Here is a 25343-nt window from a genome sequence, read left to right on the forward strand (position 1 = left end):
CGGCGGAAGGGGCGGCGGCGGACGCGGACGCGGTGGCCGGTGCGGCCGATGAGGCGACGGCCGCCGCCGCCTGCTGCCCGCTGTCGTGGAGCGGCACCACAAGGGCGAGCCCGGAGAGCAGGCCCTCCGGCGGGACCAGCCCCGTACTGCCGTCGGAGCAGGAGGCGCAGCCCCGTACATGGCGGGCGATCCGCTTGCGCCACAGCGGCGTCGGCGTACCGTCCCAGTCGCCCAGCAGGTCCTCCAGGACCGGGCAGCGGGGGTCGGACGCCAGGGCCCGGACGACCGCGCGGCCGACGTCGAGCTGGTTCTTCACCCGCTGGACGCGTACGGCGGCGTGCTGCGGGGACAGGCCGAGCGCCTCGGCGAGTTCGGGCCGGGTGAGATCGCCGGTCGTCTCCAGCCACCACAGGGACAGCACATCGCGTTCGGCGTCGTCCAGCCAGCGGGTCGCCTCGGCCGTCTCGCGCCGCTGCCCGGAGAGTTCGAGGCGCAGGATCGTCAGGTCGACGAAGTCGGCGGCGGGATCGGCGGGGTCCTCGCCCGCCTCCAGCGGGGCGGGGCGGTGGCCGAGACCGGACCAGCGGGTGCGTACCTGGTTCATGGCGATGGCGACGAGCCAGGAACGGAAGCGGGCCGGATCGCGCAGCGAGTGCAGTCCGGACAGCGCCCGGAGCATGGTCTCCTGCACCACGTCGTCCACGTCCGGATGGCCGTTGAGGGCGCGCCCGACGACGTTGTAGACCAGGGGGAGGTACTGGCCGGCCAGCCGTTCCCCGGCGGCCCGGTCGCCGTTCCTCGCCGCGATGACCAGAGCGGTGCTGTCCACGCCGTTCACGCCCTTCACTCCGTTCACCAGGTGCTCGCGTCCCCGGCCGGGGACGCGTGACGGCGCCTCCGAGGGGATGTGGGACAGGTCACCCCCGGGGGTTTCGTTATCCGTCCCCTGTCCGGTGGTCAACCAGTATGCGGGGGCCTGTCGGCCGTCCCGCCGAGAGAGTTCCGGGAACAGGAGGGACATGTCGAGCAGAACCGACACCGACGGGGCGCGCGCCGCCGGTCCGGGCTCCACCGGAGCACAGGTCACCGAGGCTCATGTCACCGCGGCGCGGACGGGCGAGGCCATCACCACCTCGGCCCTGCACGCGGCGGCGACCGGCGCCGACACCTTCCCCGGGGTGCTGCGGGAGGCGCTGAACCGCCGCGGGCTGTCCCTGGAGCGGGTGAGCGAACGGCTCAGGGTGCGGGGCATCACCATCAGCCAGGCGACGCTCAGCAGCTGGCAGCGCGGCCGCAGCCAGCCCGAACGGGCCCGGTCCCTGCGGGCGGTGGAGGTGCTGGAGGAGATCCTGGAGCTGCCCGCCGGATCCCTGCGCTCGCTGCTCGGACCGCGCCGCCCGCGCGGCCGGATCACCCCGCCCGGTGCGGAGGGGGCGGCGCTCCAGATCCTCGGGGAGGACTCGGTGGTGGAGAAGGCGCTCGGCGCGCGCTTCCGCCACTTCAACCAGGAGACCGGTTCGCTGGTCGTCCACGACATCGTGCAGGTCGGCGAGAGCGGCACGCTGAGCGGGATCTCCACCACGAACGTGCTGCGGGCCAGCCGGGCGGGGGCGGACCGGGCGATCTTCGTGCTCAGCTTCGACGACGAGGCGGCCGAACCCGTCGACATCAGGGTCACCTGCGGACGCCTCGTCGACGCCACGTATCTGAAGGGGCTCAAATCCCTGGTGCTGGAGATCCACTTCGGCCGGAAACTGGCCAAGCTGGACACCGCGGTGGTGAGTTACGCGGTCGACGTGAGCCCGTCCGAGACGCCGGCCACGCACTACGAGCGCTGGTCGCGGACGAACCTCCACGAGTACCTCCAGCAGGTCTTCTTCCACCCCGGCGCCCTGCCGTCGGACTGCCACCGCTACGTCCGGGAGAAGGTCGGCGCCCCGCCCCGCGGCCGGCGGCGTATCCCGCTGAGCGACGCCCACAACGTCCATGTGCTCACCTCCCGGTGCAAGCCCGGGGTCCACGGGGTGGCGTGGGACCACGGGCCGGGAACAGAGGGAACGGGAGGCCGCCCAGGATGAGTGGACGGCCTCCCGCGTCTGGGGGGTGGCCTGGTCCGGTCGGTAACCTGACTGCGGTTACTTGGTGTTGAGCGTCAGCCCGTAGTAGGCGAGGGCGTCGTCGAGCGGCTGGAAGTAGGAGGAGCCGCGCGCGTTGACCTGGCCGTTGCAGCGCTGGTTGCTGGGACCGCCGGACGTCATGCCCTGGGCCTGGTCACCGGAGATGTACGCGCCTCCGCTGTCCCCTCCCTGGGTGCAGACGCTGGAGCTCGCCAGGCCGGTCACGACGGTGTCCGGACCGCCGTTCCGGTCGGTGTAGGTGACGCTGACGTTGTACGAGCCGACCTTGCCGCAGGTCCAGCCGGTGGTCTGGCCGGACTTGCAGAGCGCCGCACCGGAGGGGGCCCGCTTGCTGCCCTCGACCGGGACGGTGCCGGCCCTGCCGTACGTGGTGACGTCGAGGCCGATCGAGTTGCCGGCGTCGACGGCGGCGATGCCCATGTCCACGCTGCGGGTGCCCAGCGCGAACCGGGTGTGGGTGCCCTTGGCGAACCGGGTTCCGTTGTAGGCCAGTTCGGGCAGGTCCTCGATGCAGTGCCCGGCGGTCACGAGCACCTGCCTGCCGTAACGGTCCTCGGCGCCGTAGCCGACGGAGCAGAGGTAGCCGTTGAAGGTCATCCGGCTGCCGGGCGGAACGACGGCCTGGGTCTCCAGCTTCTCCTGCCCCTTGACGACGCGTACGGCGTCGCCGTTGCTCTTCGCGGCCTTGAGGAAGCTGCGGGTCGCGGCGTCGGAGTCGCCGTTGACCTCGACGGTCACGGTGTCCGACGCGAGGTCGACCGACCAGGCCGACACTCCGGCCGGGGCGCTCTTGAGCGCCTTGGCGTCGAGCTGCGCCTTGATGCGGTCGAGCTCGCTCTCCCCGCGCTCGGGGACCCGGGCCTTGAGCCCCGCGGCCCTGACCTCCTTCGCCGCCCCGGCGTCGGCGGCGTTGACGACCAGTGACCCGTCCTCGGCGAAGAAGGCCCCGAGCGTGCTGACCCGGTCCTCCCGCAGCTCCGCGAACCGGTCCTGCTGCCGGGCCTCCCGGTCCAGCCGCTGCACTGCGGCCTTCTCGCTGACGCCGAGGGTCGTGGCGAGCGCCTTGACCATCTCCGGCTGGTACGCCGGAGCCGCGGGGGCCGAGGGCTCCCCCGCCGTACCGGCGTAAGCACCTGTGGCGGCTCCGGCCGACAGGAGAGCGCCGATGGAGGCGGCGACGATGTATCTGCGCGCGTTCTTCTTTCCGTGCTTCACGCGATTCCTTCCGCTACGCAGGCGAGCGTCCAGACAATGGGGGGTGGCCACACCACGCCTGGGGAAGCGCGATGTGTTCCATGGACACTGCCCGGCGGCGATGACATGTTCCTGTCGCCGCGCCCCGAACTCTGGCGCAGCCGGAACTGCCTCGACAAGAAGCGGCGGTAGGGATCTTTTCTACAGAACTGGCCAAGAACTGTAGAGAGATCGCCGGAGAACGCCAGGTGCGGATCGTTCACACCGGACACGGCGACGCGTCCGCGACCGGCCCGACCACGATCTCCGCGCGGCGCCTTCGGGCGCGAGAGCAAGTGGGCGGATCCGCGAACAGCGGGCGGAGCAGCGGACAATGGCCGATGAGACCCCCTGGTGCGGATGGGCCCGGAAGACGCGTGCTCCACACCACCGGACGAGGCGGTCGCAGGCGGTCTGCCAGGCCCCGAACTCCAGTGGCATCTCCCGCCGCCGGGCACCCGAGCGGGATTTCTCGATCACGCCCCGGCACTGCGCGCGCCGATGCTCCGGATACGGGCCGGACCTGCTCATCGACAGAAACGACTCGATCAACTTCACTTTTCTGCAAGCGAGTTGCCTACGTGTCATCACAGATGGCCTGCCCCTCGGCGACGCACCGAAGGAGGCATGCCACCCCTTGATCACGACTTCGGACAGGACCTAGGCTGAGAACCGACGCGTGCGGCACGGCGCCCGGAGAGTCCGCTATGCCCTTTGACCAGCGACTGCCCGCGCGGGTCCCCAGGCATGGCGGAGAGTGGAAGGGAACGGCGTACGAGGATCCTGCCGCCCATCACGCCGGCGTGCTGCTGGACATGATCGGCACGACGCGTGACGATCAGCTCGCGCGCCGCCCGCGGCCGGCACGTCAAGCATGCTTCGGTGGACCGTCCGCGGAACCCGGAGACACGCGTTGCGGCTCTTGCGAAGTGGACTGCCGAGAGGGGCAGTTGTCCGGCAGCTGCTCACAGCGTCCGCCCCTGCTCGTACCTCGTCGTGGAGTATGGGGCCCTATGCCGCAGAGCACACGGAAGGCCAGGAGGACTTCGTGAGTCCTCCGCTCCGGGTCTCTCTCGACAACGCGACGGCGGGCACCCGCGCCGGGGCCCGTGGTGAAGCCGCCCAGCGCGGTGCCGCACACCTGGAACGCGCTGCGCGAGGAGCACGGGGGCTCGTTGATCGAGCCCGCATCACCCTGCAGGAGCTCAGAGTTCTCAGCATTTCCCCAGGATGCTCGACGGAGTATCACCATCTCTGTTTGTTGGGAGCAGGAGATGCAGCACGCCGAACACGAGACCGACCGCGGGCGAGCGGGCACCCCGGACCGCAGGAACACGCACGCACCCGCAGCGGGCGGCGGTACGGACGAGACCGTCTGGGTGCTGTTCGAGGCCCGGGCGGCGCGCCAGGGGAGTCGGATCGCCGTCGTGGACGGGACGGTCGACATCGACTACGAGCGGCTGTGGGCCCGGGCGGAGGCGATCGCCGAGGAGCTGGCCGCCCGGGGCGTGGCGCCGGGGGCGCTCGTCGGCGTGTGCCTCGGCCGGACGTGGGAGCTGGTCGCGACCCTGCTGGGAGTGCTGCGGGCAGGCTGCGCCTATGTGCCCATGGACCCCGCCTACCCGGCCGAACGGGTGCGCTACATGATCGAGCATTCCCGGGCGGCGTCGGTGGTCGTCGACGCCGGGACGGCGGCGCTGTGCTCGGCGGCTCCCGATCGCGTGCGCCTCGACGCGGTTCCGGACCGCCCGGCGGCATCGCCGACGGTGTCGCCGGCGGTCTGCTCGGCCGGTGATCTCGCGTACGTCATCTACACCTCGGGGTCGACCGGGAAGCCCAAGGGCGTGGCGGTCGAGCACCGCGGCGTGGTGGCGATGGCCGCCTCCATGCACCGGCTCCTGGACGACGAGGACCTGACGGGCGTCCTGGCCGCGGCCTCGGTCTGCTTCGACCCCTCGGTGATGGAGATGCTGGGGACGCTCGTCCTCGGCGGCACCGTCGTCCTGTCCGAGAACGTGCTCGCCCTGCGCGAGCTGCCCGCAGCGCACCGCGTGCGCACGGCCATCATGGTGCCGTCCGCGATGAAGGCGCTGCTCGCGGCCGGGCCGCTGCCCGGTGGGTTGCGGTGTGTGGTGCTGGGTGGTGAGGTCTTGTCCCGTTCTCTGGTGGAGCGGGTGCACGCTGATCCTTGTGCGCCGCGGGTCGTGAACGTATACGGCCCGACCGAGGCCACCGTGTTCATCACCGCCGCCGAAGCGGGAAGCGGGCCGATCACCATCGGCGGGCCGGTCCTCAAGGCACGGGCGTACGTACTGGACGAGTCCCTGCGGCCGGTGCCGGCCGGCACGGCGGGAGAGCTGGCTCTCGCGGGCGACCAGCTGGCCAGGGGGTACCTCCATGACCACGAGCGCACCCGCCAGAGCTTCCCGGCCCTCGCGCCGGACGGCCCGGTCCCGGAGCAACGGATCTATCGGACCGGCGACCTGTGCCGATGGACCGAAACAGGGGAACTCGAGTTCCTCGGCCGCGCCGACCGGCAGGTCAAGATCCGGGGCCACCGGATCGAACTCGACGAGATCGAGGCCGTCCTGGCCTCGATGCCCGGAGTGGACGAGGCCGCGGTCGTTGCCACCACAGGCGAGGGCAAGAGCCTCCTGACGGCGTACGCGGTGAGCCGCCAGGAGTCGGTAACGGCATCGACCGTGCGCTCCCACCTGGCCGACCGCCTGCCCAAGTACATGAGCCCACACCACGTCATGCTGCCGGCCGAGCTGCCGAAACTGCCCAACGGCAAGGTCGACCGGCTTCGGCTCCCCGCCCCCGCACACCACGGCGACGAGGTGGCTCCCGAAGGGAAGGGGGGCGGCGACGGCCCGGTCGCCCCGCGGACCGGACCCGGTGCGCTGCCCTCGCCGCACGAGCAGCGGCGCTCGGTACTGCTCGCCATGGTGATGGAGGAGACGGCGCTGCTCCTCGGCGCTCCCGGCCCCGGTGCGGTCGGGCCGGACGAGCCGCTGGCCGCGCTGGGGGTCGATTCGCTGGACATCGCGGAGCTCACGGTGCGCCTGTCGCGGGGGCTGGCCACTGACCTGCCTTCATCCACCCTGGTGGAGCAGATGACTCCCCAGGAGGCCGTCGACGGGCTGCTGGCGGTGCTGGGCCGTGCTTCCGGCGGCGGCGAGGTGCGCGGGCGCCCGCAGGGCGTCGGGGCCGCGGATCGGCTCGGTGTGTTCCAGGACCAGCTCCGGTCCGGGCACCCGCCGGCGTTCGCCGCCAAGGTGCCGGCCTGGTCGGCGACCGACAGGGGCGCACTCGTACAGCATTTCCGGGGCCTCCTGGCGCGCTCGGGACTGGACCCGTACGGAAAGGTCGTCCGCACCGGAAGCGCCGAGCGGGGCCTCGTCGCCGACCCGGCCACGGGCGAGGAGCACGAGGCGCTCATCTGGACCACCAACCTCTACCTCGGACTCAACCGCGACGAGGAGGTCATCGAGGAGGCACGCAGGGCGCTGAGCCGGTTCGGTACCGGGATGGGGATATCGGCGGCGGGCTCGGGGCAGACCGGCCTCCACACGGACTTCGAGCAAGAATTCGCCGCCATGGTGGGCAAGCCGGCCGCCTGCCTGTTCCCCACCGGGTTCACCGCGAGCCTCGGAGCCGTCGCCGGAATCGTGGGCGATCAGGACGTCGTGGTCATGGACCAGCTCTGCCACGCCTCCCTGGTGGACGGGGCCCGCCTGAGCGGCGCGAGGGTGCGGACCTTCCGGCACAACGACGCGGCCGACCTGCGGGCGGTCCTCACAGCGGAGTCCTCGCCCTACCGTACGACGCTGGTGGTGCTCGAGAGCGTGTACAGCATGGGCGAGGGTGCGGCGCCGCTGCGGGAGCTCGTGTCCGCCGCGACGGAGTCCGGCGCGCTCGTGCTCGTGGACGAGGCCCACTCGTTCGGGCTCTACGGAGCGCGGGGTGCCGGACTGTGCGCCGCGGAAGGCGTCACCGAGCAGGTTGACTTCGTCCTCACGACCCTGAGCAAGGCCCTCGGGAGCATCGGCGGTGTGGTCGCGGCCCGGGAACAGCACATTGCCCTGCTGAGGGCGTCGGCGAGGTCGTACGTCTTCCAGGCGAACATCTCACCTGCCGACGTGGCGGCGGCTCTGGCCGCCCTGCGCAGGGTCGCTGCGGGCGACGCGCTGCGGGCCAGGCTGTGGGAAACCGCGCACTACATGCGGCAGCGGTTCTCGGACGCCGGCTACGAACTCGGCACGGGGGACGGGCTGATCATCACCCCCTTCTTCTCCGACGGCGAGAAGCTGCGGGCGATAACCCGAGGGCTTTTCCGGCGGGGCGTCCATGCCGCTGCCGTGACCTACCCGATTGTCGAACGCGGGCGAGGCCGCCTGCGGTTCATCTGCTCGGCGTCCCATACCCGGGCGGACGTCGACGAGACACTGCGGGCCCTGATCGACGCCGAGGCGGAAACCGCGACAGCTCCTACGTCGCACGGTGAGCTGGACCTGCGAGAGGAAAGGGACGAGCAGTCCACACGAGTCGACGTGGCGAACTGGGCCGACGCGTTGACGACCTATCTGGAATCCGTCCTGGCCGGGCTTCCCGCACCGGCGCCACATCTCGTGGTCACGATCGTACTGCCAGGAGGGCAAGAGGATCTCGTCGTCCGGATCAACGAACACGGGGTCACCCGAGAGCCCGACAGCACTGCCGCGACGCCTGCCTGTTCGCTTCGCCTGGCCGACGATGAGGCAACAGCCGCACTGTGCTCACGGAACGTGGAGAGCCTGCTGGAAAGCGTGATCGCGGGCACCTGTGTGCTCACCGGCCATACGCAGCCGTTCGTCTGGCTCATCGGACGACTCAGTGACTGGCAGAGTTCAACGAATGGCGCGTGAGGAAAGCGGTGTGAGCCGCCCCGCCCGGGCCGACCTGTGCGAACAAGCCGCCACAGCCTCCGACCAGGCTGGCCGCGCCATCGGCGCACAGCGGCCGGCCAACTTCTGATCGAGGCGCGTCACAGCCGCACATCAGGACCACCGGCCCCGGGCGACCGGGCCGGTTCGCATGCCCTGACAACGGCCGGCCGCCTGCCCAGCTGGACAACGGGTGACAGCTCGACCGCCTGCGCGGCGGTGGTCCGGGCGCGGCACCGGCGGAGCCGTCCGGTTCGCGGCCCCCGGGGTGTCACCGCCGAGCCGGGTGCGTCCCGGCACTCGTGGGCCTTCGCCCCCGGCTTCGCGACCGGCTCCCCCGCGTCTGGCCGTCAGTCCCAGTGGTGGACCCAGGTGCGCCGCCCGAGGATCTCGTGGGCGGCATAGTCGTCCAGGGCACCGTGACGGCTCCGGGCGAGGCCGTCCGGACAGAATGCGGCGTGCTCGACGGCCACGGCCTCCGCCTGCTCCGCGGTGGTGGGCGGTGCGGCGACCGAGAGGACGATCCGGTCCGCTGTGAGTGCCACGATCCGGGTCCCGAAGCGCTCCTCCCAACTGCGCAGGACTGCACTGAGGATACCGGGATCGTCCACGTGGTTCAGCGAGCCGGTCCAGCCGATGGCCGCGGGTATGTCGGCGTTGCGGCCCGTGGGGACCAGGGCAAGACGTGGCTCTTTCAGCCAGGAGCCACTGCCTGAAAGAGCGTCGGCGATCCCGGCCGCCTGTACGTCGGGGTCGGCGTCGGGCGGCACCGCCCCGGCGAGCCCCGGCCACGGTGTGTCGAAGGGGGCCACCGCCCCCTCGGCCCGCTCCCTCTGGATCTCCTCCCAGAGGATCGCCAGCATCTCGTCGTCGCCCAAGTCCTCCGGATAGGACAGGTTTCCACACATCAGGTCCCAGCTCTCCGGGTCACCCAACGGACCGCCGACGTCCACCAGCACCGGCACAAGGCCCGCCGCCCGGCGCGCGGCCTCCTGCGCGGACCACTGCCCGGGCACCGCGCGCGCGTCGGCCAGCCACATCAGCGGCTCCCCCCAGGGCCCTTGGTACGTCTCGTTCAGCAGCCTCCCCGCAGGAAGGTCGAGGCCGAGGGCCCGGCCGCTCGGGTCGGTCGCGAGCCGGGGCAGGTTGTTCGTGTCCATCACCATGCGCCGACAGTAGAGGCAGGGGCTGACAGTGCAGGCCCCCATCCGAGCTCACTGCCGTCCACCACGCGCCCACCACCCCGAACGGGCATCGAACGGCCCAGAAACGACGAAGATCCCGCCCGATCTTGCGATCGGACGGGATCTCGTCAACGCTCCTGAGCTAACTCAAGAACAGTCGGTTGTGGACCTGTGGGGATTTGAACCCCAGACCCCCTCGATGCGAACGAGGTGCGCTACCAGACTGCGCCACAGGCCCTTGCGACGTGTGAAACTCTAGCACCCCCACAGGGGTGCTTGGAAATCCGTTCCTCCGCTGGTCAGCGGTGTCGGGGTTCCCGAGCCCCACCCGCCGCCTCACTCATTGGCCGCACGCGGCCGGTCCTCGTCGTCGTACTGGTCGAAGAGCGGGGTCCGACCCCGGTCGCGGTTGCGGCGGGACTGGTTCGTGCGCTGGCGCGGTGCCGGGTCGACCGCGGGGGCCGTCGGGTGCGACGTGCCCGTCCGGGCAGGCTCGGCAGTGCTGGAGCGGGCCGCGCTCCAGGTCTCCGGATCACCGACCTCCACGCCGCCCGTGGCCCGGGGCGCGACGGGCGCGGTGACGTAGGTGGGCAGCGGTACGGGGACGGGCTCCCAGCTGTCGCCCTGGACGCGGCCGCGCTCGCGCTGCTGGTCCACCCACTCCGCGTGGTCCGTCTGCTCGACGAGGGCGCGTCGGCCAGCCTCCTGGGGGGAGACCGTGGGCGTGGGCTCCGGCTCCGGGTGGTGCGCTTCGGAGTCGCCGTCGGGCTCGGCGGGGGCGGGGGCCGCGGGCTGGTGCCTGCGGGGACGGTTCTCACGGAGTCGCTGTGCCGCGACCTCGGCCCGGCGGCGGTCCATGGTGAAGGCGAACCGTCGGCGTTCCTGAGCGCGCAGATGCACGATGTACGTGCTCAGCAGCACGGCCGGCGCGGCGGGCGCCCACAGGAAGCCGAGCCCGCCGACCGCGGCGACGACCGCGCCGAGGGTGAAGGCCAGGAAGAGGACGACGGTGGTCCGCCGACGCCGCGCCAGGACCTGGGAGCGCTGGGCACGCCGGGCGCGCTCGGCCTCGGCCGCGCCGGAGCGGGGGCGTCGCTCGGCGGGGGGCACGTGTTCCGCGGGGCGCTCACCGGACCGGCGTTCGTGCGGCTGACGGTCCGGCGACTGATGCCCCGCCCGACGATCGTGCGCCGGGCGGTCGTGCGCCGGGCGGTCGGAGGCCTGATGGCCCGGGGCGCGCTCGGGCGCGTGCGCCGGGTCGCTCAGTCTGGCTTCCGTGTGCGCCGGAGGCGCGGCAAAGGCCCGGACGTCCACGGATTCCATACGGTCCGTTTCCCGGTCCGGGTCGACGTCGGGCGCCACCTCCTCGGCGGTACGCTCCTGCAGCTCCTTGGCGTACCGGCGCTCCATCGCCGCCCGTCCGGACAGTAGCCGGATGGCGGTGCTGAAGCGTTCCGTCGGACGGGCCTCGTTGAGCTCGTCCTGCCTGCGGAGCCACATCGGCACCAAGTAGGCGGCCCAGGCCCCGACGATGACTGCGTAGATGAGGCCGCTGCTGCTCACGCTCACACCGTAGAGGGGTTTGCGCGGGAGGATCCGCCAATTGGCTCGGTGTGTCGCACGATCCGGCTGATATCACGGACTTTTTTTGTGATTGTTCGGATCAACAGCCGCCGATAGCCCGACCCATTGCGGTCACGGGCGATCAAATTCGAACACTTATTTTATTCTTCCGGGAGGGCCGGGGCTCCGGGGCGTCACGGGGCGCGACCTGCGCCAGCGCCGGAGCATCCCCTCGGGCACTTCCTCGGCGGTAAGGGCGAAGATCAGGTGGTCGCGCCAGGCACCGTCGATGTGGAGATAGCGCGGGCGCACGCCCTCCGAACGGAATCCGAGTTTCTCCACCACCCTGCGGCTGGGCGCGTTCTCCGGGCGAATGCAGACCTCGATGCGGTGCAGGCCCACCGAGCGGAAGCAGTGGTCCACGGCGAGTGCCACGGCCGTCGGCATGACCCCGCGACCGGCGACGGACTGGTCGACCCAGTAACCGATATGACCGGAGCACATCGAGCCCCAGGTGATCCCCGCGACCGTGAGCTGGCCGACCAGCCGGCCCTCGTACTCGATGGCGAACGGCAGCATCCGCCCCGCGTTCGCCTCGACGCGCAGGTGGCGGACCATCTGCCGGTACGTGGGCCGCTGCGCCATCGGACCGCCGGGGGCGGGCGGCGGGACGGTGGCCTCCCAGGGGCGCAGCCACTCACGGTTGCGCCGGTTGACCTCGCGCCACATCCGCTGGTCACGCATCTTTATCGGGCGCAGGACAATCTCGCCGTCGGTCAGCGTCACCGGCCAGGTCGCGATGTTCAGCTCGGGCCCCCCGGTCGGGGGTGGTCGCCGCCGCGGAGCTGGTCGACGGCGTGCACCAGGAGCCGGCCGAGGATCGCGAGCCCGTCCTTCACCCCGCCGGTGGAGCCGGGCAGGTTGACGATCAAGGTGCGGGAGGCCACGCCGGCCAGGCCCCGGGAGAGGGCGGCGGTCGGGACCTTGGCGAGGCCCTCGGCCCGGATCGCCTCCGGGATACCGGGGATCTCGTGGTCGAGGACGCGGCGGGTGGCCTCGGGGGTGGCGTCGGTGGGCGAGATGCCCGTACCGCCGGTGGTGACGATCACGTCGTATCCGGCGGCGACGCCCGCGCGCAGGGCCGCCTCGACCGGGTCACCGTCGGGGACGACCTGCGGGCCGTCGACCGTGAAGCCGAGGCCGGTCAGCGCCTCGGCGATCAGCGGGCCGCCCTTGTCCGCGTACACCCCGGCGGAGGCCCGGTTTGAGGCGGTGACGACGAGGGCGCGGTACGGGGAGCCGGCTGGCCGCGGCGGCTGCTGTCCGTGGCCGGGCCCGGGCGCCTGCTGCTGGTGGCCGGGGGTTCCGGGCCCGGGCGGCGTCACGTGCCCGTTCCCTCCGGCGCGGTGCGCCGGTAGTCGCCGGACTTGCCGCCCGACTTCGCCTCGACCCGTACGTCGGTGATGACCGCGCTCTTGTCGACCGCCTTGATCATGTCGACGACGGTCAGCGCCGCCACCGACACCGCCGTCAAGGCCTCCATCTCGACGCCGGTGCGGTCCGCCGTCTTCACGGTGGCGGTGATCTCCACCGCGTCGTCGGCCACGCTCAGGTCGACCGTCACACCGGAGACGGCCAGCGGATGGCAGAGCGGGATCAGGTCCGGGGTGCGCTTGGCCCCCATGATCCCGGCGATCCGGGCGGTGGCGAGGGCGTCGCCCTTGGGGACTCCCTCGCCACGCAGCAACTCGATCACGCGCGGCGAGACGAGCACCCGGCCGCCGGCGCGGGCGACGCGGGTGGTGACGTCCTTCTCCGACACGTCGACCATGCGGGCCGCGCCCGCCTCGTCGATGTGCGTCAACCTGTTCTGCGTACTCAACTCACTCCGCCTAGCGGTAGGGGGACGCCGATGGGCCGCTGGGAACCGGAGGGGGTCCCCCGGAAGGCACGGCGGCAGATACCGTACCGCCACCGGGCGGCGGTCAGCTGAGCAGGATCATGTCCGTCTCCGTGCCGGGCTCGACCGAGGTGACGTCCTCGGGCACCACGATCAGCGCGTCCGCCTGCGCGAGCGCGGCGATCAGATGCGATCCGGAACCGCCGACCGGAGTGACCGTGCCCGCCTCCGCGTCGTAACGGCCGCGCAGGAACTGGCGGTGGCCGTCCGGCGAGGTGAGCGCCTTGTCCGCGCTCAGCCGGGCGCGGGCCGTGGGGCGGTGCACGTCGGTGAGACCCATCAGGGCACGGATGGCGGGGCGGACGAACAACTCGAAGGAGACATAGGCGGAGACCGGGTTACCCGGCAGGGCCAGCAGCGGGGTGTGGTCCGGGCCGATCGAACCGAAGCCCTGCGGCTTGCCCGGCTGCATGGCCAGCTTGCGGAACTCGACCCCGCCGCCCGGCTCGTCCTCGTCCCCGACGGAGGACAGCGCCTCCTTGACCACGTCGTACGCGCCGACGCTGACACCGCCCGTGGTGACGACGATGTCCGCGCGGATCAGCTGGTCCTCGATCGTGGCGCGCAGCGTCTCGGCGTCGTCGGCGACCGCGCCGACCCGGTAGGCGATGGCCCCGGCGTCCCGGGCGGCGGCCGTCAGCGCGAAGCTGTTGGAGTCGTAGATCTGGCCGCCGGTCAGCGTCTCGCCGGGCTGGACCAGTTCGCTGCCGGTGGACAGGACGACCACGCGGGGGCGGGGCCGTACGACCACGGTGGAGCAGCCGATCGCCGCGAGCAGCCCGATCTGCGGCGGGCCGACGACCGACCCGGCGGCCAGGGCCAGCTCACCCGGCTTGACGTCGCTGCCGCGCTCGCGCACATGGGCGCGGGCCACGACGGGCCGGTGCACCCTGACCTCGCCGGTGGCGCCCTCGGGCGCGTCGCTGTGGGCGCGCATGGCGGCGGCCGGGCCCTCGCCCGTACCGCCGTCGGTCCACTCGACCGGGACCACGGCCTCCGCACCGGCGGGCAGCGGTGCGCCCGTCATGATGCGGGCGGCCTGTCCCGGTCCCACGACCTGGTCGTCGGCGAGTCCCGCACTGCCCGCGGCGACATCGCCGATGACGGTGAGGACCGCGGGGAACTCCTCGCCGGCACCCTCAACATCGGCGATCCGGACCGCGTAACCGTCCATGGAGCTGTTGTCGAACGGCGGCAGGGCCACCTCCACGACGACGTCCTTGACGAGGACGCAGCCCTGGGCGTCCGGCAGCTGCAGCTCGATGGGCTCCAACGGCCGGACCGCGGCGAGGATGTCGTCCAGGTGCTCGTCCACCGACCAGATCGTGCTGCTCACGGGGTTACATCTCCTCAGCGACGTACTTGCGCAGCCAGGTCCGGAAGTTCGGCCCCAGGTCTTCACGTTCGCATGCCAGTCTGACAATGGCGCGCAGATAGTCGCTGCGGTCGCCGGTGTCATAGCGGCGGCCCTTGAAGACGACGCCGTGCACGGGGCCGCCGATCTTCTCGTCCGCGGCGAGCAGCTGGAGCGCGTCGGTGAGCTGGATCTCGCCACCGCGGCCCGGCTCGGTGTGTCGCAGTATGTCGAAGACCGCGGGGTCCAGGACGTACCGGCCGATGATGGCGAGGTTGCTGGGGGCGTCGGCCGGGTCCGGCTTCTCGACCAGGCCGGTGATGCGGACCACGTCGCCGTCGATGGTGGCGTCCGCGGCGGCGCAGCCGTAGAGGTGGACCTGCGAGGGGTCGACCTCCATCAGTGCGATGACGCTGCCGCCCTCGCGCTCCTGGACCTCGACCATCCGGGCCAGTAGTGCGTCGCGCGGGTCGATCAGGTCGTCGCCGAGCAACACCGCGAAGGGCTGGTCGCCCACGTGCGGAGCGGCGCACAGCACGGCGTGACCGAGGCCGCGGGGGTCGCCCTGGCGCACGTAGTGCATGGTGGCGAGGTCGCTGGACTCCTGGACCTTGGCGAGGCGTTCGGCATCGCCCTTGCGGGTGAGTGCGGACTCCAGCTCGTAGTTGCGGTCGAAGTGGTCCTCAAGGGGGCGCTTGTTACGGCCGGTGATCATCAGCACGTCGGAGAGACCCGCCGCCACGGCCTCCTCGACGACATACTGGATGGCCGGCTTGTCGACGACAGGCAGCATCTCTTTCGGGGTGGCCTTCGTAGCGGGCAGGAACCGGGTGCCGAGACCTGCTGCCGGGATGACGGCCTTGCTGATCCTGGGGTGCGACTGAGTCATGTGCAGACCCTAACGGCTGTGCACGGCCGGAAGCTGATATTCCGGTTAACTTCGTCACCAAATATGCCCATACGAGAATCGTGCGAGTCACTATGAACACCGAAAAGTCCGGAGAGGCGTCCGCGAAGAGCTCCCTGCGGCGCGAACTGCTCGCCGCGCGGGCCCTTCTGACGAAGGAGGACGCCGTCCGGGCCGCCGCGGTTCTCGCCGACGCGGCCCTCCACCTGCCCGAACTCGCGGACGCCCGCACGGTCGCCGCGTACGTCTCCGTGGGGCGTGAACCGGGCACCCGCGTCCTCCTGGAAGCGCTGCGCGGGCGCGGCGTGCGGGTGCTGCTGCCTGTCCTTCTGACCGACAACGACCTGGACTGGGCGGTCTACGAAGGTCCGGAGCGCCTGCTGCCGGCCGGGCGTGGGCTTCTTGAACCGGACGGCCCGCCTCTCGGCCCCGCCGCCGTCCTGGACGCCGACACGGTGCTGCTGCCCGGTCTGGCGGTGGACGGGGCCGGGATGCGGCTCGGGCGGGGCGGCGGAAGCTATGACCGGGTGCTGGCCCGGCTGACGGCCGCCGGGGCGCACCCGTCACTCGTCGCACTCCTGTACGACGACGAGGTGGTCGCGCGGGTCCCCTCGGAACCGCACGACCACCCCGTGGACGCCGTGGTCACACCGGCCGGAGCGCGGCGCTTCGTGAACCCTCTGTAGCGCTACGGTTCCAGCTTCAGCGTGTCGACGGTGGACGCGTCGACCGCGTCCGTCCCGAAGGACCAGTCGAGCAGTTCGCCGTCGACCCACTTGTCGGTCTGGTCGGTGTAGTGCGCGTTGAACGCGTGCCCGGAGGCCCCGCTGAGGTTGATCCAGCGGGACTTGTCCCAGTCCCCCACATTGACGACCATGCGCATCGACGGCACCCAGACGACCTCGTAGCCGCTCGCCGCGTTCCAGCCGGTGGCGTTGACCGCCGCTTCGCCGCCGCCGAGGTTCCAGGGGCCGCGGTTGAGCGCCCGCTGGAGCAGGCCGGGGCCTTCGGTGCCGAGCGTCTGGTTCTTCAGCGTCAGCCGGTGCAGCCGGCCCCAGCTCCAGGTGGAGATGTTCTTGCCGAGCTTGGCCGTCAGCTCCCAGCGCGCGTCCTCCATCGCCCGGGCGAACAGGTCGTCCCGGCTCTCCAGGGCGCCCTCGCGGCCCCGGGCGGGGGCCTTCCACCACTCGTTGTCCTGGTCGTCCACGATGTCGCGGACCACCTGGAACCAGCGGTCGCCGCCGTCCGGCTGCGCGGTGTCGCCGTCGCGCTGGCCGCACTCGCGGACGAGCTTCTTCTGCTGGTCGGCCGGGCCACTGTTCTTGGCCGGCGGCACATTGATGCAGTCGCCCTCGACGCGCATCTCCTTGGGCAGCTTGTTGCCGAAGGAGAGCTTCAGAATGTTGCGCCAGACACCGTTGAAGTACGCGGCGGCGGCCGAGTCGGGTTCCTGGGTGTAGTCCCAGCCCTCCAGCAGCTTCTGGGCCTCGCGGACGCTCGGGTCGGAGATGTTGATCTTCTTCAGCTCGGGCACCAGCAGCGCGGCGATCTCGCTGAAGTTGTCCATCTGCATCTTCTGCATGTCATCGGTCGAGACCTTCTCGCCGCCCTTGATCTTCTGGGCGAGGAGGTCGTTGATCCGCTGGCTGCGGGCGCCGTAGCCCCAGTCCTTGGTCAGGAGGTGGGGGTACTTCTTCTCGTCGATGACGGCCTGGTTGGCGGTGACGATGTAACCGCGGTCCGGGTTGTACTCGTAGGGCAGCTCGTCGAAGGGGATGTAGCCCTTCCACGCGTACCGCGGGTCCCAGCCCGGCGCCGGGGCCGTTCCGTCGAAGCCCTCGGAGCGGACCGGGATCTTGCCCGGGGCCTGGTAGCCGATGTTGCCGTCGGTGTCGGCGTAGATGAGGTTCTGCGAGGGGACCTCGAACTTCTCGGCGGCCGCCCGGAAGGCCGTGAAGTCCTTGGCCCGGTTGAGCGCGAAGATCGCGTCCATGGACTTGCCGGGCTCCAGCGCGGTCCACTTCAGCGCCACCGCGTAGCCGTCGGCCCGGTCGGGGGCGGCGTTGCCGACGGGGGCCTTCTGGCCGACCTTGTCGAGTTCCTTGCTGCGGTCGGAGACCAGGGGCCCGTTGTTCGTCGCACGGACCGTGATCTTCCGGTCCTTGCCGCCGGCGACCTTGATGGTCTCCTCGCGGGTCTTGAACTCCTTGGTCCTGCCGTCGTACAGGTAGCCGTCGTCGGAGACCTTCTCCAGGAAGAGATCGGTGACGTCCGCGCCCAGGTTGGTGAGGCCCCAGGCGATGTCCTGGTTGTGACCGATGATCACACCGGGCATGCCGGAGAACGTGTAGCCGGCCGTGTCGTACTGGCAGGCCTCGGAGAGCTCCCGGCAGTGCAGCCCCATCTGGTACCAGAGGGAGGGCAGCATCGGCGCGAGGTGCGGGTCGTTCGCGAGCAGCGCCTTGCCGGACGTCGTGTGCTTGCCGTCGACGACCCAGGAGTTCGAGCCGATGCCGTTGCCGTTCGGGCCGAGCAGCGCCGGGATCGCGTCGAGGGTGTCGGAGAGCGCGGAGAGCTGGGTGTTCAGGCCTTCGGTGGCGCCCTCGGGGGTCGGGGAGCCGATGCTGTCCGACGGGGTCGCCTCGGGGTCGAACTTCCCGGTGACCGGGGAGATCGCGCCCTGCTCGACGATCGGCTTGTGCTGCTTGTACGGGTAGCCGGGGTACAGGTCCTCGATCTGGTCCTGGTCGAGGCGGCTGGTCAGCAGCGAACGGTCGATCTCGTCCTGCATGTTGCCGCGCAGGTCCCAGGCCATCGCCTTGAGCCAGGCCACCGAGTCGACCGGGGTCCACTCACCGGGCTTGTAGTCGTTGGTCAGACCCAGCGCCGCGTACTCGACCGAGATGTCCCGGCCTTCCTTGCCCTTCAGATACGCGTTGACTCCCTCCGCGTACGACTGGAGGTTCTTCTTGGTGCTCTCGTCGAGGACCTCGTCGTACTCCTTCTGCGCCACCTGCCGCCAGCCGAGCGTGCGCAGGAAGGAATCGGTCTCCACCTGTCCGGAACCGAACATCTCGGAGAGCCGGCCGGACGTCATGTGCCGCCGGACGTCCATCTCCCAGAAGCGGTCCTGGGCCTGGACGAAGCCCTGGGCGCGGAAGAGGTCGGCGTCGGAGTCCGCGTAGATCTGCGGAATTCCGTAGGAGTCACGTTTGACCTCGACGTCGCCGGTAAGGCCATCGAGCGTGATCGACCCGGTGGTCTGCGGGTACGAGGCCCGCACGGTGGACACGGACCAGTACGCCCCGAACCCGACACCCGCGACGAGTGCCAGCACCAGGACGAGCACGATCAGGCGGGCGCGTCGCCCCTTCTTCCTGCCGGATTTCTTCGCGTCGGAAGGGCCGGAAGAGTCGGTTGTGTTGGCGGGCATCGCTGTCCTTCGAGGGGCAGGGTGGTCCTGGGAGTGCAGGAGCAACCATAGGCGCAGCGGAGAAGCCACTCGGACGCGGTATAGGGATGCATCCATTTGCGTCTCCCTCGCACGAACGTGCGTCTCCCTCGCGCGAACACTCGAAGCCGTCAAGGAACCGTTAACGATTAGGTAAGGTAACGAAGTACCTGGCTGCCGGTGGACGATCCGGCAGGCGCACGCAGGGAAGGAACGGACCCTGACTGTCCACGCGCTCAACGAACTCCTGCTCGTCTGCTCGCTCGTCCTGCTCGTCGCCGTGGTGGCGGTACGGATCTCCTCGCGCAGCGGGCTCCCCAGCCTGCTCCTGTATCTCGGCATCGGGATCGCCCTGGGACAGGACGGCATCTTCGACGTCCAGTTCGACAACGCCGAGCTGACGCAGGTGTTCGGCTACGCCGCCCTGGTCGTCATCCTGGCCGAGGGCGGGCTGGGGGCGAAGTGGAAAGAGGTCAGACCCGTCCTGCCCGCGGCCGCGGTGATCTCGACCGTCGGCGTCGGCATCAGCGTGGGCGTCACCGCCTCGGCCGCGCACTACCTCGTCGGCCTGGAGTGGCGCCAGGCGCTCATCATCGGAGCGGTCGTCTCCTCCACCGACGCGGCAGCGGTCTTCTCCGTGCTGCGCAAGGTGCCCCTGCCGCACCGGGTCAACGGGGTCCTGGAAGCCGAGTCGGGGTTCAACGACGCTCCCGTCGTCATCCTGGTCGTCGCGTTCTCCGCAGTCGGCCCGGTCGAGCACTGGTACGTCCTGGTCGCGGAGATCGCCATGGAGCTGGCCATCGGAGCCGCGATCGGCGTCGCGGTGGGCTGGCTGGGGTCCCTGGCGCTGCGGCACGTGGCCCTGCCCGCCTCCGGCCTCTACCCGATCGCCGTGATGGCCATCGCGGTTTCCGCCTACGCGGCGGGTGCCATGGCCCACGGCAGCGGGTTCCTCGCCGTCTACCTGGCCGCGATGATCCTCGGCAACTCCAAGCTGCCGCACTGGCCCGCCACCCGCGGCTTCGCCGACGGGCTCGGCTGGCTCGCCCAGATCGGCATGTTCGTGCTGCTCGGCCTGCTGGTGACCCCGCACGATCTGATCGGCGACTTCTGGCCGGCCATCGTCGTGGGCCTGGTGCTGACCGTGGTGGCGCGACCCCTGTCGGTCTTCGTGAGCCTCGCGCCGTTCCGGCTGCCGGCCCGCGAGAAGGTCCTCATGTCGTGGGCCGGGCTGCGGGGGGCGGTGCCCATCGTCCTGGCGACCATTCCGATGGTGTCCGGGGTGGAGGGCAGTACAAGAATCTTCAACATCGTCTTCGTCCTGGTCATCGTCTACACCCTGATCCAGGGCCCGACACTGCCCTGGGTGGCGAACAGGCTGAACATCGCCGACGATCCGTCCGAGGCCGATGACCTGGGCGTCGAATCCGCCCCGCTGGAGCGGCTGCGCGGGCACCTGCTCTCGGTCACCATCCCCACGAAGTCGAAGATGCACGGCGTGGAGGTCAGCGAGCTCCGGCTGCCGGCCGGCGCCGCGGTGACGCTGGTGGTCCGGGAGGACAAGAGCTTCGTGCCGTCACCGGCGACGGTGCTGCGGCGCGGGGACGAGCTGCTGGTGGTGGCCACCGATCCGGTGCGAGACAGGACGGAGGAACGGCTGCGGGCGGTCGGCGAGGGCGGCAAGCTGGCAGGCTGGCTGGGCACGGGCGGGCCCCCCGCTTCCGGCACACCTGGTGCGGCGGGCCCCCATGGCGGGTCCGCCATCCCTCAGGCGATGAAGCTGGCCAAGAAGCTCGGCGGCGCCAGTGCCAACGGAAGCGGGAGTGGAAGCGGTACGAGGACCCGCTCCTGAGCCCCTGGATGCCCTGAGCGCACTGAGTGCGCCGAGTGCTCTCTTGAGGCGACAACACAGGCGACCAGCGAAGAACGCGTCGCAGATCACAGGCTGATACGGAAGTCCTGTGCGCAATCACAGGCACACGCGACTTCATGCCTGTAGCATGAAGGCAAACCTGATCGACCAACTCTGTCTGAAGCAGAGCTGGCGCGACCGTATGGCGGTCGTGGTGTCTCTTCGCCCGGCGTTTCTTCGCCGATTGCAGCGAGTCGCCCGGCATCTACCGCAGTTCCGCGCGAAGAGGACAGCTCTCGGCCGCTTCCGTCCGGCCCGCCCCACAAAGGCGCCGGGAAGCAGGGCTACCAGGCGGCAGAAAGGCAAGGACCGTGGCAACCACGGTCTCCGACCGCCCCGGATACGGGCAACTGCTGCGCACCCCCGGCGTGTGGACCTTCCTCCTCCCGGGCTTCGCCGCACGGCAGCCCTTCGCGATGCTCACCATCGGCATCGTCCTCCTCGTGCAGCACACGACCGGCTCGTACGGCAGCGCGGGCGCCGTCGCGGCGGTCTCCGGCGTCTCCATGGCGCTGTTCGCCCCGCAGAGCGGCAAGCTCGCCGACCGCTTCGGGCAGCGCTCCGTCCTGCTCCCCGGGGTCCTCCTCCACACCGTCTCCGTGAGCGCCCTGACCGTGCTGGCGCTGGCGGACGCACCCCTGTGGGCTCTGTTCGTCGCCGCCGTGCCGACCGGTGCGTCGATCCCGCAGATCGGCCCCATGGTGCGGGCCCGCTGGGCGGCGATGCTGGGGGCGGCCCCCGACCGGCCCGCCTCTCCGCTGATGTCCACCGCGGCCGCGTTCGAGTCGGTGACGGACGAGTTCACGTTCGTCCTGGGCCCGGTGATCGTCACCGCGCTGTGCACCGGCGTGCACCCGGCGGCCGGACTGATCACGGAAGCCGCCCTGACCCTGGTCGGTGGCCTGCTCTTCGCCGCGCAGCGCGCCACCCAGCCCGCGCCCCGCAACGCGGCCACCGCGGCCGAACCGCACGCCTCGGCGCTCTCCGTACCGGGCGTGCGCGTCCTGGCCATCGCCTTCCTGGGAATCGGTGCGGTCTTCGGCGGGATGCAGGTCTCGCTGACCGCGTTCTCCGAGGAGATCGGCCACCCCGGGGTGAACGGTGTGCTCTACGGGATCTTCGCGGCGGGCAACATGCTGGCCGGTATCGCCTGCGGCGCCATCGCCTGGAAGAGCAGCCCGCGCCGCCGGCTGATCGTCGGGTACGTGGCACTGACCCTGACCGCGTCCGGCCTGTGGGCCGTGCACTCGGTGCCGCTGCTGGCCGGGCTCGGCCTGCTGGTCGGCCTCTGCATCGCCCCGGCGCTGATCAGCGGCTACACCCTGGTCGAGTCGCTGGTGCCCGCCACCGCCCGCACCGAGGCCTTCACCTGGCTGACGGGCGCCGTGGCGCTCGGCCAGGCGGCGGCCGTGACGGTGGCGGGGCAACTCGCCGACGCCCATGGTTCGAGCACCGGATTCCTGGTGCCTCTGGCCGGAACCGCACTGGCCCTGGTGACCCTGCTGACCCTGCGCTCACGGCTGACTCCCCGGTCCCCGGGACGCACCGTGGCACGTGGGATCGGTCACCGCGAGCCGGTCACAGTGGACTGATTCAACGGAATACGTCAGTATGGAGCGTCGTTAGCACTCATTGAGTGAGAGTGCCAGGAGGAGCAAGTGCCGACCTATCAGTACCAGTGCACCGAGTGCGGCGAGGGCCTCGAGGCGGTGCAGAAGTTCACCGATGATGCCCTGACCGTGTGCCCGAGCTGCGACGGACGCCTCAAGAAGGTGTTCTCCGCGGTCGGCATCGTCTTCAAGGGTTCCGGTTTCTACCGGAACGACAGCCGCGGCTCCTCGTCGAGCAGCACGCCGGCGCCGGCGACCTCGAAGTCGTCCGACTCCGCGTCGTCCTCGTCGTCGGGTTCGGACACGAAGGCGAGCGCGTCGTCGTCCTCTTCGTCCGGCTCCTCCTCGTCGTCGGCCTCCGCGCCGGCCGCGTCGAGCGGTACGACGGCCGCCTGAGCCCGCGTACGCTCCACCCGCTTTCCCACCGGACCCCGCCGAGGCCACTCGGCGGGGTCCGGGCGTCTGCCCCGGAAAACTCTTCCGGATACGGTGACGGCATGGCGAACGCACATACGGAAACGAGCTCCGGTACGGGTACGGCGAGTACCGAGGGTTCCGCGGAGATCGGTGTCATCGGCGGCTCGGGCTTCTACTCCTTCCTGGAGGACGTCACCGAGGTCTCCGTGGACACCCCCTACGGGAAGCCGAGCGACTCGGTCTTCCTCGGCGAGCTCGGCGGCCGGCGGGTGGCCTTCCTGCCCCGCCACGGACGCGGCCACCACCTGCCGCCGCACCGCATCAACTACCGGGCCAACCTGTGGGCGCTGCGCTCCGTCGGGGTCCGGCAGGTGCTCGGGCCGTGCGCGGTGGGCGGGCTGCGCCCGGAGTTCGGGCCGGGGACCCTGCTCGTCCCCGACCAGCTGGTGGACCGCACCAAGGCCCGTGTACAGACCTATTACGACGGTGAGCCCCTGGCCGACGGGACCGTGCCGAACGTCGTGCACCTGGGCTTCGCCGACCCGTACTGCCCCGAGGGGCGCAAGGCCGCACTCGCCGCGGCTCGCGGGCGCGACTGGGAGCCGGTGGACGGCGGCACCCTGGTGGTGGTCGAGGGCCCCCGCTTCTCGACCCGCGCGGAATCGCGCTGGCACGCGGCGATGGGCTGGTCGGTCGTGGGCATGACGGGGCACCCCGAAGCGGTCCTCGCCCGGGAGCTGGGCCTCTGCTACACCACGATGACCCTGGTGACCGACCTGGACGCGGGCGCCGAGGCGGGTGAGGGCGTCTCGCACGAGGAGGTGCTCCAGGTGTTCGCGGCCAACGTGGACCGGCTGCGGTCGGTGTTGTTCGACGCGGTGGCCGGGCTGCCGAAGACCGAGAGCCGCAACTGCACATGCGCTCACACGCTGGACGGGATCGACACCGGGATCGCGCTGCCGCAGTAAGGGGTCGCCGCTGCTTCGGCGGGGCGGTGTCACCGGAACGGGTGACGGAGTTTTCCACAGTGCGGGTGCTGTCCACAGGCGTCAGCGGGATCTGCGCGGACGGTGGAAAGTGAGGGGAGTTCGGCCGGATCAACCGGGCCGGACTCCCCTTTCCCTTGCGCTCGTCCGCCAGATTCCAGGTGGTGCCATGTCCCCGTCCCCGTCCCCGTCCCCGTCCCCGTCCACGTCCACGTCCCGGCCCTCGTATGCCAGGCCCCCATACACCAGGCCCCCGGCACCGGTGCCCGCGCCGTGCGGGGTGGGGCCGTTCGCACCCCTGCGCGTGCGGGGAGGCGGCGCGGACCGACTGCGTCGGATAGTGCGCCGGCAGCGGCGTGCGGCGGCTGCCGGGCTCGCGCTGGCGGGTGCCGCACTGGCCACCACCGGCCTGAGCAGCGCCGACGGAGGGGCCGGCGCACCGGACGCTCCGCCGGGGGCCGGCCGGTCGTCCGAGCGGCTGGTCTCCGCGCCGGTCCGGATCGCGGACCCGGAGACGGTACGGCTGCTGCGACCGGGGGACCGGATCGATGTGATCGCGGTCGGTGATACGGGCGGGGGCGACGCGCGCGTGGTGGCTCGGGGGGTGCGCGTGGCGAAGGTGCCACGGACAGCCTCAGGACCCGACGGCCACGCGGCGGGCGGTATCGGCGAAGCGGGGGCCGGGGCGCTGGTGATGTTGTCCGTGGAGCGGTCGACGGCCACGGCGCTGCTCGGCGCGGGTGCTTCGGGGCGGCTGGCCGTGGCGGTGTCCGATGCGAACTGACGCCCTCTCACGTCACCCGTGGGAATTAGCGGATTGGACAGTGCCGTCTTCGCCTGCCTTAGGTGGCGGAGCAGTTCGCTCCCCCTACCGCACACGCGAAAGAAGGCTCACCTGTGAGCGAGAAGAAGGTCAGTCTGCTGGACGGCTTCAAAGCCTTCCTTACGCGCGGCAATGTGATCGACCTCGCGGTGGCTGTCGTCATCGGCGCCGCGTTCACCAACATCGTGAACGCGGTCGTCAAGGGCGTCATCAACCCCCTGGTCGGGGCGTTCGGAACCCAGGACCTGGACAGCTACAGCTCCTGCCTCCAGGGCCCCTGCACGACGGACCCGAGGACCGGGGAGATGGACGGGATCGAGATCCTGTGGGGATCGGTGCTCAGCGCCGCCCTCAGCTTCCTGATCACGGCTGCCGTCGTGTACTTCCTGATGGTGCTGCCGATGGCCAAGTACCTCGCCAGGCGGGCGGCGATGCAGGCCGCCAAGGAAGGCGTCCAGGAGACGCTCGAGGTGAGCGAGCTGGAGGTGCTGAAGGAGATCCGCGACGCCCTCCTCACGCAGCGCACCGGTGGCGCACCCGGCGCCCATGGGCCGGACTCGGGCGACGGCCCGGGCGGGACCGGCGGGGCCGTCGCGGGCCCGCGCGAGGATCGCTAGTCCTCCGAGCGGCTGCTCAGATGTGGTGGGGCGGCTTCTCGTCCAGGAAGCGCGCGAGGTCCGCGGCGCTGCCGCCGGTGAGAGGCCGCTCGCCCCACCCCTGGTCCGTATCGTCCGCGGACTGCCGGTCCAGCGGATCGTCGAAGACCAGAACCGGCTTGGGCTTCGGTTCCTGTGGCGGCTGCTCCTGTGGCTGCTGCTGCTTCGCGTCTCGCGGGCGGGGGGCGGGGGCGGCGCTCATGTCTCCAGGGTACGGCGGTCCA

The 25343-nt window shown here is 71.1% G+C and carries 20 protein-coding genes and 1 tRNA gene; 9 read left to right on the forward strand and 12 right to left on the reverse strand.

Annotated features, from left to right (window positions below):
* Nucleotides 1-838: RNA polymerase sigma factor (locus B9S58_RS20240; RefSeq protein ID WP_146063541.1), on the reverse strand; the 838-nt coding region annotated here is incomplete at its 3' end.
* Nucleotides 839-1019: 181 nt separating this feature from the next.
* On the opposite strand from B9S58_RS20240, the gene B9S58_RS20245 reads away from it, so the two are divergent.
* Entirely contained in the window at nucleotides 1020-2078 is a 1059-nt protein-coding gene (locus B9S58_RS20245) for a helix-turn-helix transcriptional regulator (RefSeq protein WP_103533525.1), read from the forward strand.
* Nucleotides 2079-2135: 57 nt separating this feature from the next.
* Here B9S58_RS20245 and B9S58_RS20250 read toward each other — a convergent pair whose 3' ends face one another.
* Entirely contained in the window at nucleotides 2136-3353 is a 1218-nt protein-coding gene (locus B9S58_RS20250; protein WP_103533526.1) for a S1 family peptidase, read from the reverse strand.
* Between the two features lie 1292 nt (nucleotides 3354-4645).
* Here B9S58_RS20250 and B9S58_RS20260 point away from each other — a divergent pair.
* Nucleotides 4646-8278, forward strand: coding sequence for an amino acid adenylation domain-containing protein (locus tag B9S58_RS20260; protein ID WP_258044783.1), 3633 nt, complete (start codon nucleotides 4646-4648; stop codon nucleotides 8276-8278).
* A gap of 368 nt (nucleotides 8279-8646) precedes the next feature.
* On the opposite strand, the gene B9S58_RS20265 is transcribed toward B9S58_RS20260, so the two are convergent.
* The 8 genes from B9S58_RS20265 to galU all read right to left on the reverse strand — a co-directional run bounded on the left by B9S58_RS20265 (nucleotide 8647) and on the right by galU (nucleotide 15246).
* The gene (locus B9S58_RS20265) at nucleotides 8647-9462 is read right to left on the reverse strand and encodes a DUF4253 domain-containing protein (RefSeq protein ID WP_103533528.1); all 816 of its coding nucleotides are present in this window, start codon (nucleotides 9460-9462) and stop codon (nucleotides 8647-8649) included.
* Nucleotides 9463-9644: 182 nt separating this feature from the next.
* A tRNA-Ala gene (locus B9S58_RS20270) sits at nucleotides 9645-9718 on the reverse strand.
* A 98-nt stretch (nucleotides 9719-9816) separates the two neighbouring features.
* The gene (glpR, locus tag B9S58_RS20275) at nucleotides 9817-11043 is read right to left on the reverse strand and encodes a gephyrin-like molybdotransferase receptor GlpR (protein WP_103533529.1); all 1227 of its coding nucleotides are present in this window, start codon (nucleotides 11041-11043) and stop codon (nucleotides 9817-9819) included.
* 156 nt (nucleotides 11044-11199) lie between these two features.
* Nucleotides 11200-11829 (reverse strand): GNAT family N-acetyltransferase, encoded by a 630-nt coding sequence (locus B9S58_RS20280; RefSeq protein WP_103533530.1) that lies wholly within the window; start codon nucleotides 11827-11829, stop codon nucleotides 11200-11202.
* Between the two features lie 17 nt (nucleotides 11830-11846).
* Nucleotides 11847-12428, reverse strand: a complete 582-nt coding sequence (locus tag B9S58_RS20285) for a molybdenum cofactor biosynthesis protein B (protein WP_103533531.1) — start codon at nucleotides 12426-12428, stop codon at nucleotides 11847-11849.
* Nucleotides 12425-12925, reverse strand: coding sequence for a cyclic pyranopterin monophosphate synthase MoaC (gene moaC, locus B9S58_RS20290; protein WP_103533532.1), 501 nt, complete (start codon nucleotides 12923-12925; stop codon nucleotides 12425-12427). The genes B9S58_RS20285 and moaC overlap by 4 nt, the downstream gene beginning before the upstream one ends.
* 103 nt (nucleotides 12926-13028) lie before the next feature.
* On the reverse strand, nucleotides 13029-14339 hold the full coding sequence (glp, locus tag B9S58_RS20295) for a gephyrin-like molybdotransferase Glp (protein ID WP_103533533.1): 1311 nt from the start codon (nucleotides 14337-14339) through the stop codon (nucleotides 13029-13031).
* Nucleotides 14340-14343: 4 nt separating this feature from the next.
* Complete coding sequence (galU, locus tag B9S58_RS20300; protein WP_103533534.1) at nucleotides 14344-15246, reverse strand: UTP--glucose-1-phosphate uridylyltransferase GalU; 903 nt, start codon at nucleotides 15244-15246, stop codon at nucleotides 14344-14346.
* A gap of 92 nt (nucleotides 15247-15338) precedes the next feature.
* Here galU and B9S58_RS20305 point away from each other — a divergent pair, with 92 nt between their 5' ends.
* Nucleotides 15339-15950, forward strand: a complete 612-nt coding sequence (locus B9S58_RS20305; protein ID WP_103533535.1) for a 5-formyltetrahydrofolate cyclo-ligase — start codon at nucleotides 15339-15341, stop codon at nucleotides 15948-15950.
* Between the two features lie 2 nt (nucleotides 15951-15952).
* Here the strand turns inward: B9S58_RS20305 and B9S58_RS20310 are convergent, their stop codons facing one another.
* A complete protein-coding gene (locus B9S58_RS20310) occupies nucleotides 15953-18697 on the reverse strand; it encodes a penicillin acylase family protein (protein WP_103533536.1) in 2745 nt (914 codons plus the stop codon).
* A 298-nt stretch (nucleotides 18698-18995) separates the two neighbouring features.
* Here B9S58_RS20310 and B9S58_RS20315 point away from each other — a divergent pair, with 298 nt between their 5' ends.
* The 6 genes from B9S58_RS20315 to B9S58_RS20340 all read left to right on the forward strand — a co-directional run bounded on the left by B9S58_RS20315 (nucleotide 18996) and on the right by B9S58_RS20340 (nucleotide 25080).
* Complete coding sequence (locus B9S58_RS20315; RefSeq protein ID WP_374935694.1) at nucleotides 18996-20567, forward strand: potassium/proton antiporter; 1572 nt, start codon at nucleotides 18996-18998, stop codon at nucleotides 20565-20567.
* Nucleotides 20568-20938: 371 nt separating this feature from the next.
* A complete protein-coding gene (locus tag B9S58_RS20320; RefSeq protein ID WP_103533538.1) occupies nucleotides 20939-22219 on the forward strand; it encodes an MFS transporter in 1281 nt (426 codons plus the stop codon).
* Nucleotides 22220-22285: 66 nt separating this feature from the next.
* Nucleotides 22286-22633 (forward strand): FmdB family zinc ribbon protein, encoded by a 348-nt coding sequence (locus B9S58_RS20325; RefSeq protein ID WP_103533539.1) that lies wholly within the window; start codon nucleotides 22286-22288, stop codon nucleotides 22631-22633.
* Nucleotides 22634-22734: 101 nt separating this feature from the next.
* A complete protein-coding gene (locus B9S58_RS20330) occupies nucleotides 22735-23622 on the forward strand; it encodes an S-methyl-5'-thioadenosine phosphorylase (RefSeq protein ID WP_103533540.1) in 888 nt (295 codons plus the stop codon).
* Nucleotides 23623-23809: 187 nt separating this feature from the next.
* Nucleotides 23810-24424, forward strand: a complete 615-nt coding sequence (locus tag B9S58_RS20335) for a hypothetical protein (RefSeq protein ID WP_103533541.1) — start codon at nucleotides 23810-23812, stop codon at nucleotides 24422-24424.
* 113 nt (nucleotides 24425-24537) lie between these two features.
* The gene (locus B9S58_RS20340) at nucleotides 24538-25080 is read left to right on the forward strand and encodes an MscL family protein (RefSeq protein WP_103533542.1); all 543 of its coding nucleotides are present in this window, start codon (nucleotides 24538-24540) and stop codon (nucleotides 25078-25080) included.
* Between the two features lie 16 nt (nucleotides 25081-25096).
* On the opposite strand, the gene B9S58_RS20345 is transcribed toward B9S58_RS20340, so the two are convergent.
* Complete coding sequence (locus B9S58_RS20345; protein ID WP_103533543.1) at nucleotides 25097-25321, reverse strand: hypothetical protein; 225 nt, start codon at nucleotides 25319-25321, stop codon at nucleotides 25097-25099.
* Nucleotides 25322-25343 lie beyond the last annotated feature (22 nt).

This window comes from Streptomyces sp. SM11, assembly GCF_002910905.1.
Classification (GTDB): Bacteria; Actinomycetota; Actinomycetes; order Streptomycetales; family Streptomycetaceae; genus Streptomyces.

Bases quoted from the DNA above. Each gene is read 5' to 3' on its own strand.
- B9S58_RS20310 (WP_103533536.1), bottom strand. From the start codon at position 18,697: ATGCCCGCCAACACAACCGACTCTTCCGGCCCTTCCGACGCGAAGAAA.
- B9S58_RS20330 (WP_103533540.1), top strand. From the start codon at position 22,735: ATGGCGAACGCACATACGGAAACGAGCTCCGGTACGGGTACGGCGAGT.
- B9S58_RS20345 (WP_103533543.1), bottom strand. From the start codon at position 25,321: ATGAGCGCCGCCCCCGCCCCCCGCCCGCGAGACGCGAAGCAGCAGCAG.
- B9S58_RS20260 (WP_258044783.1), top strand. From the start codon at position 4,646: ATGCAGCACGCCGAACACGAGACCGACCGCGGGCGAGCGGGCACCCCG.
- B9S58_RS20245 (WP_103533525.1), top strand. From the start codon at position 1,020: ATGTCGAGCAGAACCGACACCGACGGGGCGCGCGCCGCCGGTCCGGGC.
- B9S58_RS20265 (WP_103533528.1), bottom strand. From the start codon at position 9,462: ATGGTGATGGACACGAACAACCTGCCCCGGCTCGCGACCGACCCGAGC.
- galU (WP_103533534.1), bottom strand. From the start codon at position 15,246: ATGACTCAGTCGCACCCCAGGATCAGCAAGGCCGTCATCCCGGCAGCA.
- B9S58_RS20335 (WP_103533541.1), top strand. From the start codon at position 23,810: ATGTCCCCGTCCCCGTCCCCGTCCCCGTCCCCGTCCACGTCCACGTCC.
- B9S58_RS20305 (WP_103533535.1), top strand. From the start codon at position 15,339: ATGAACACCGAAAAGTCCGGAGAGGCGTCCGCGAAGAGCTCCCTGCGG.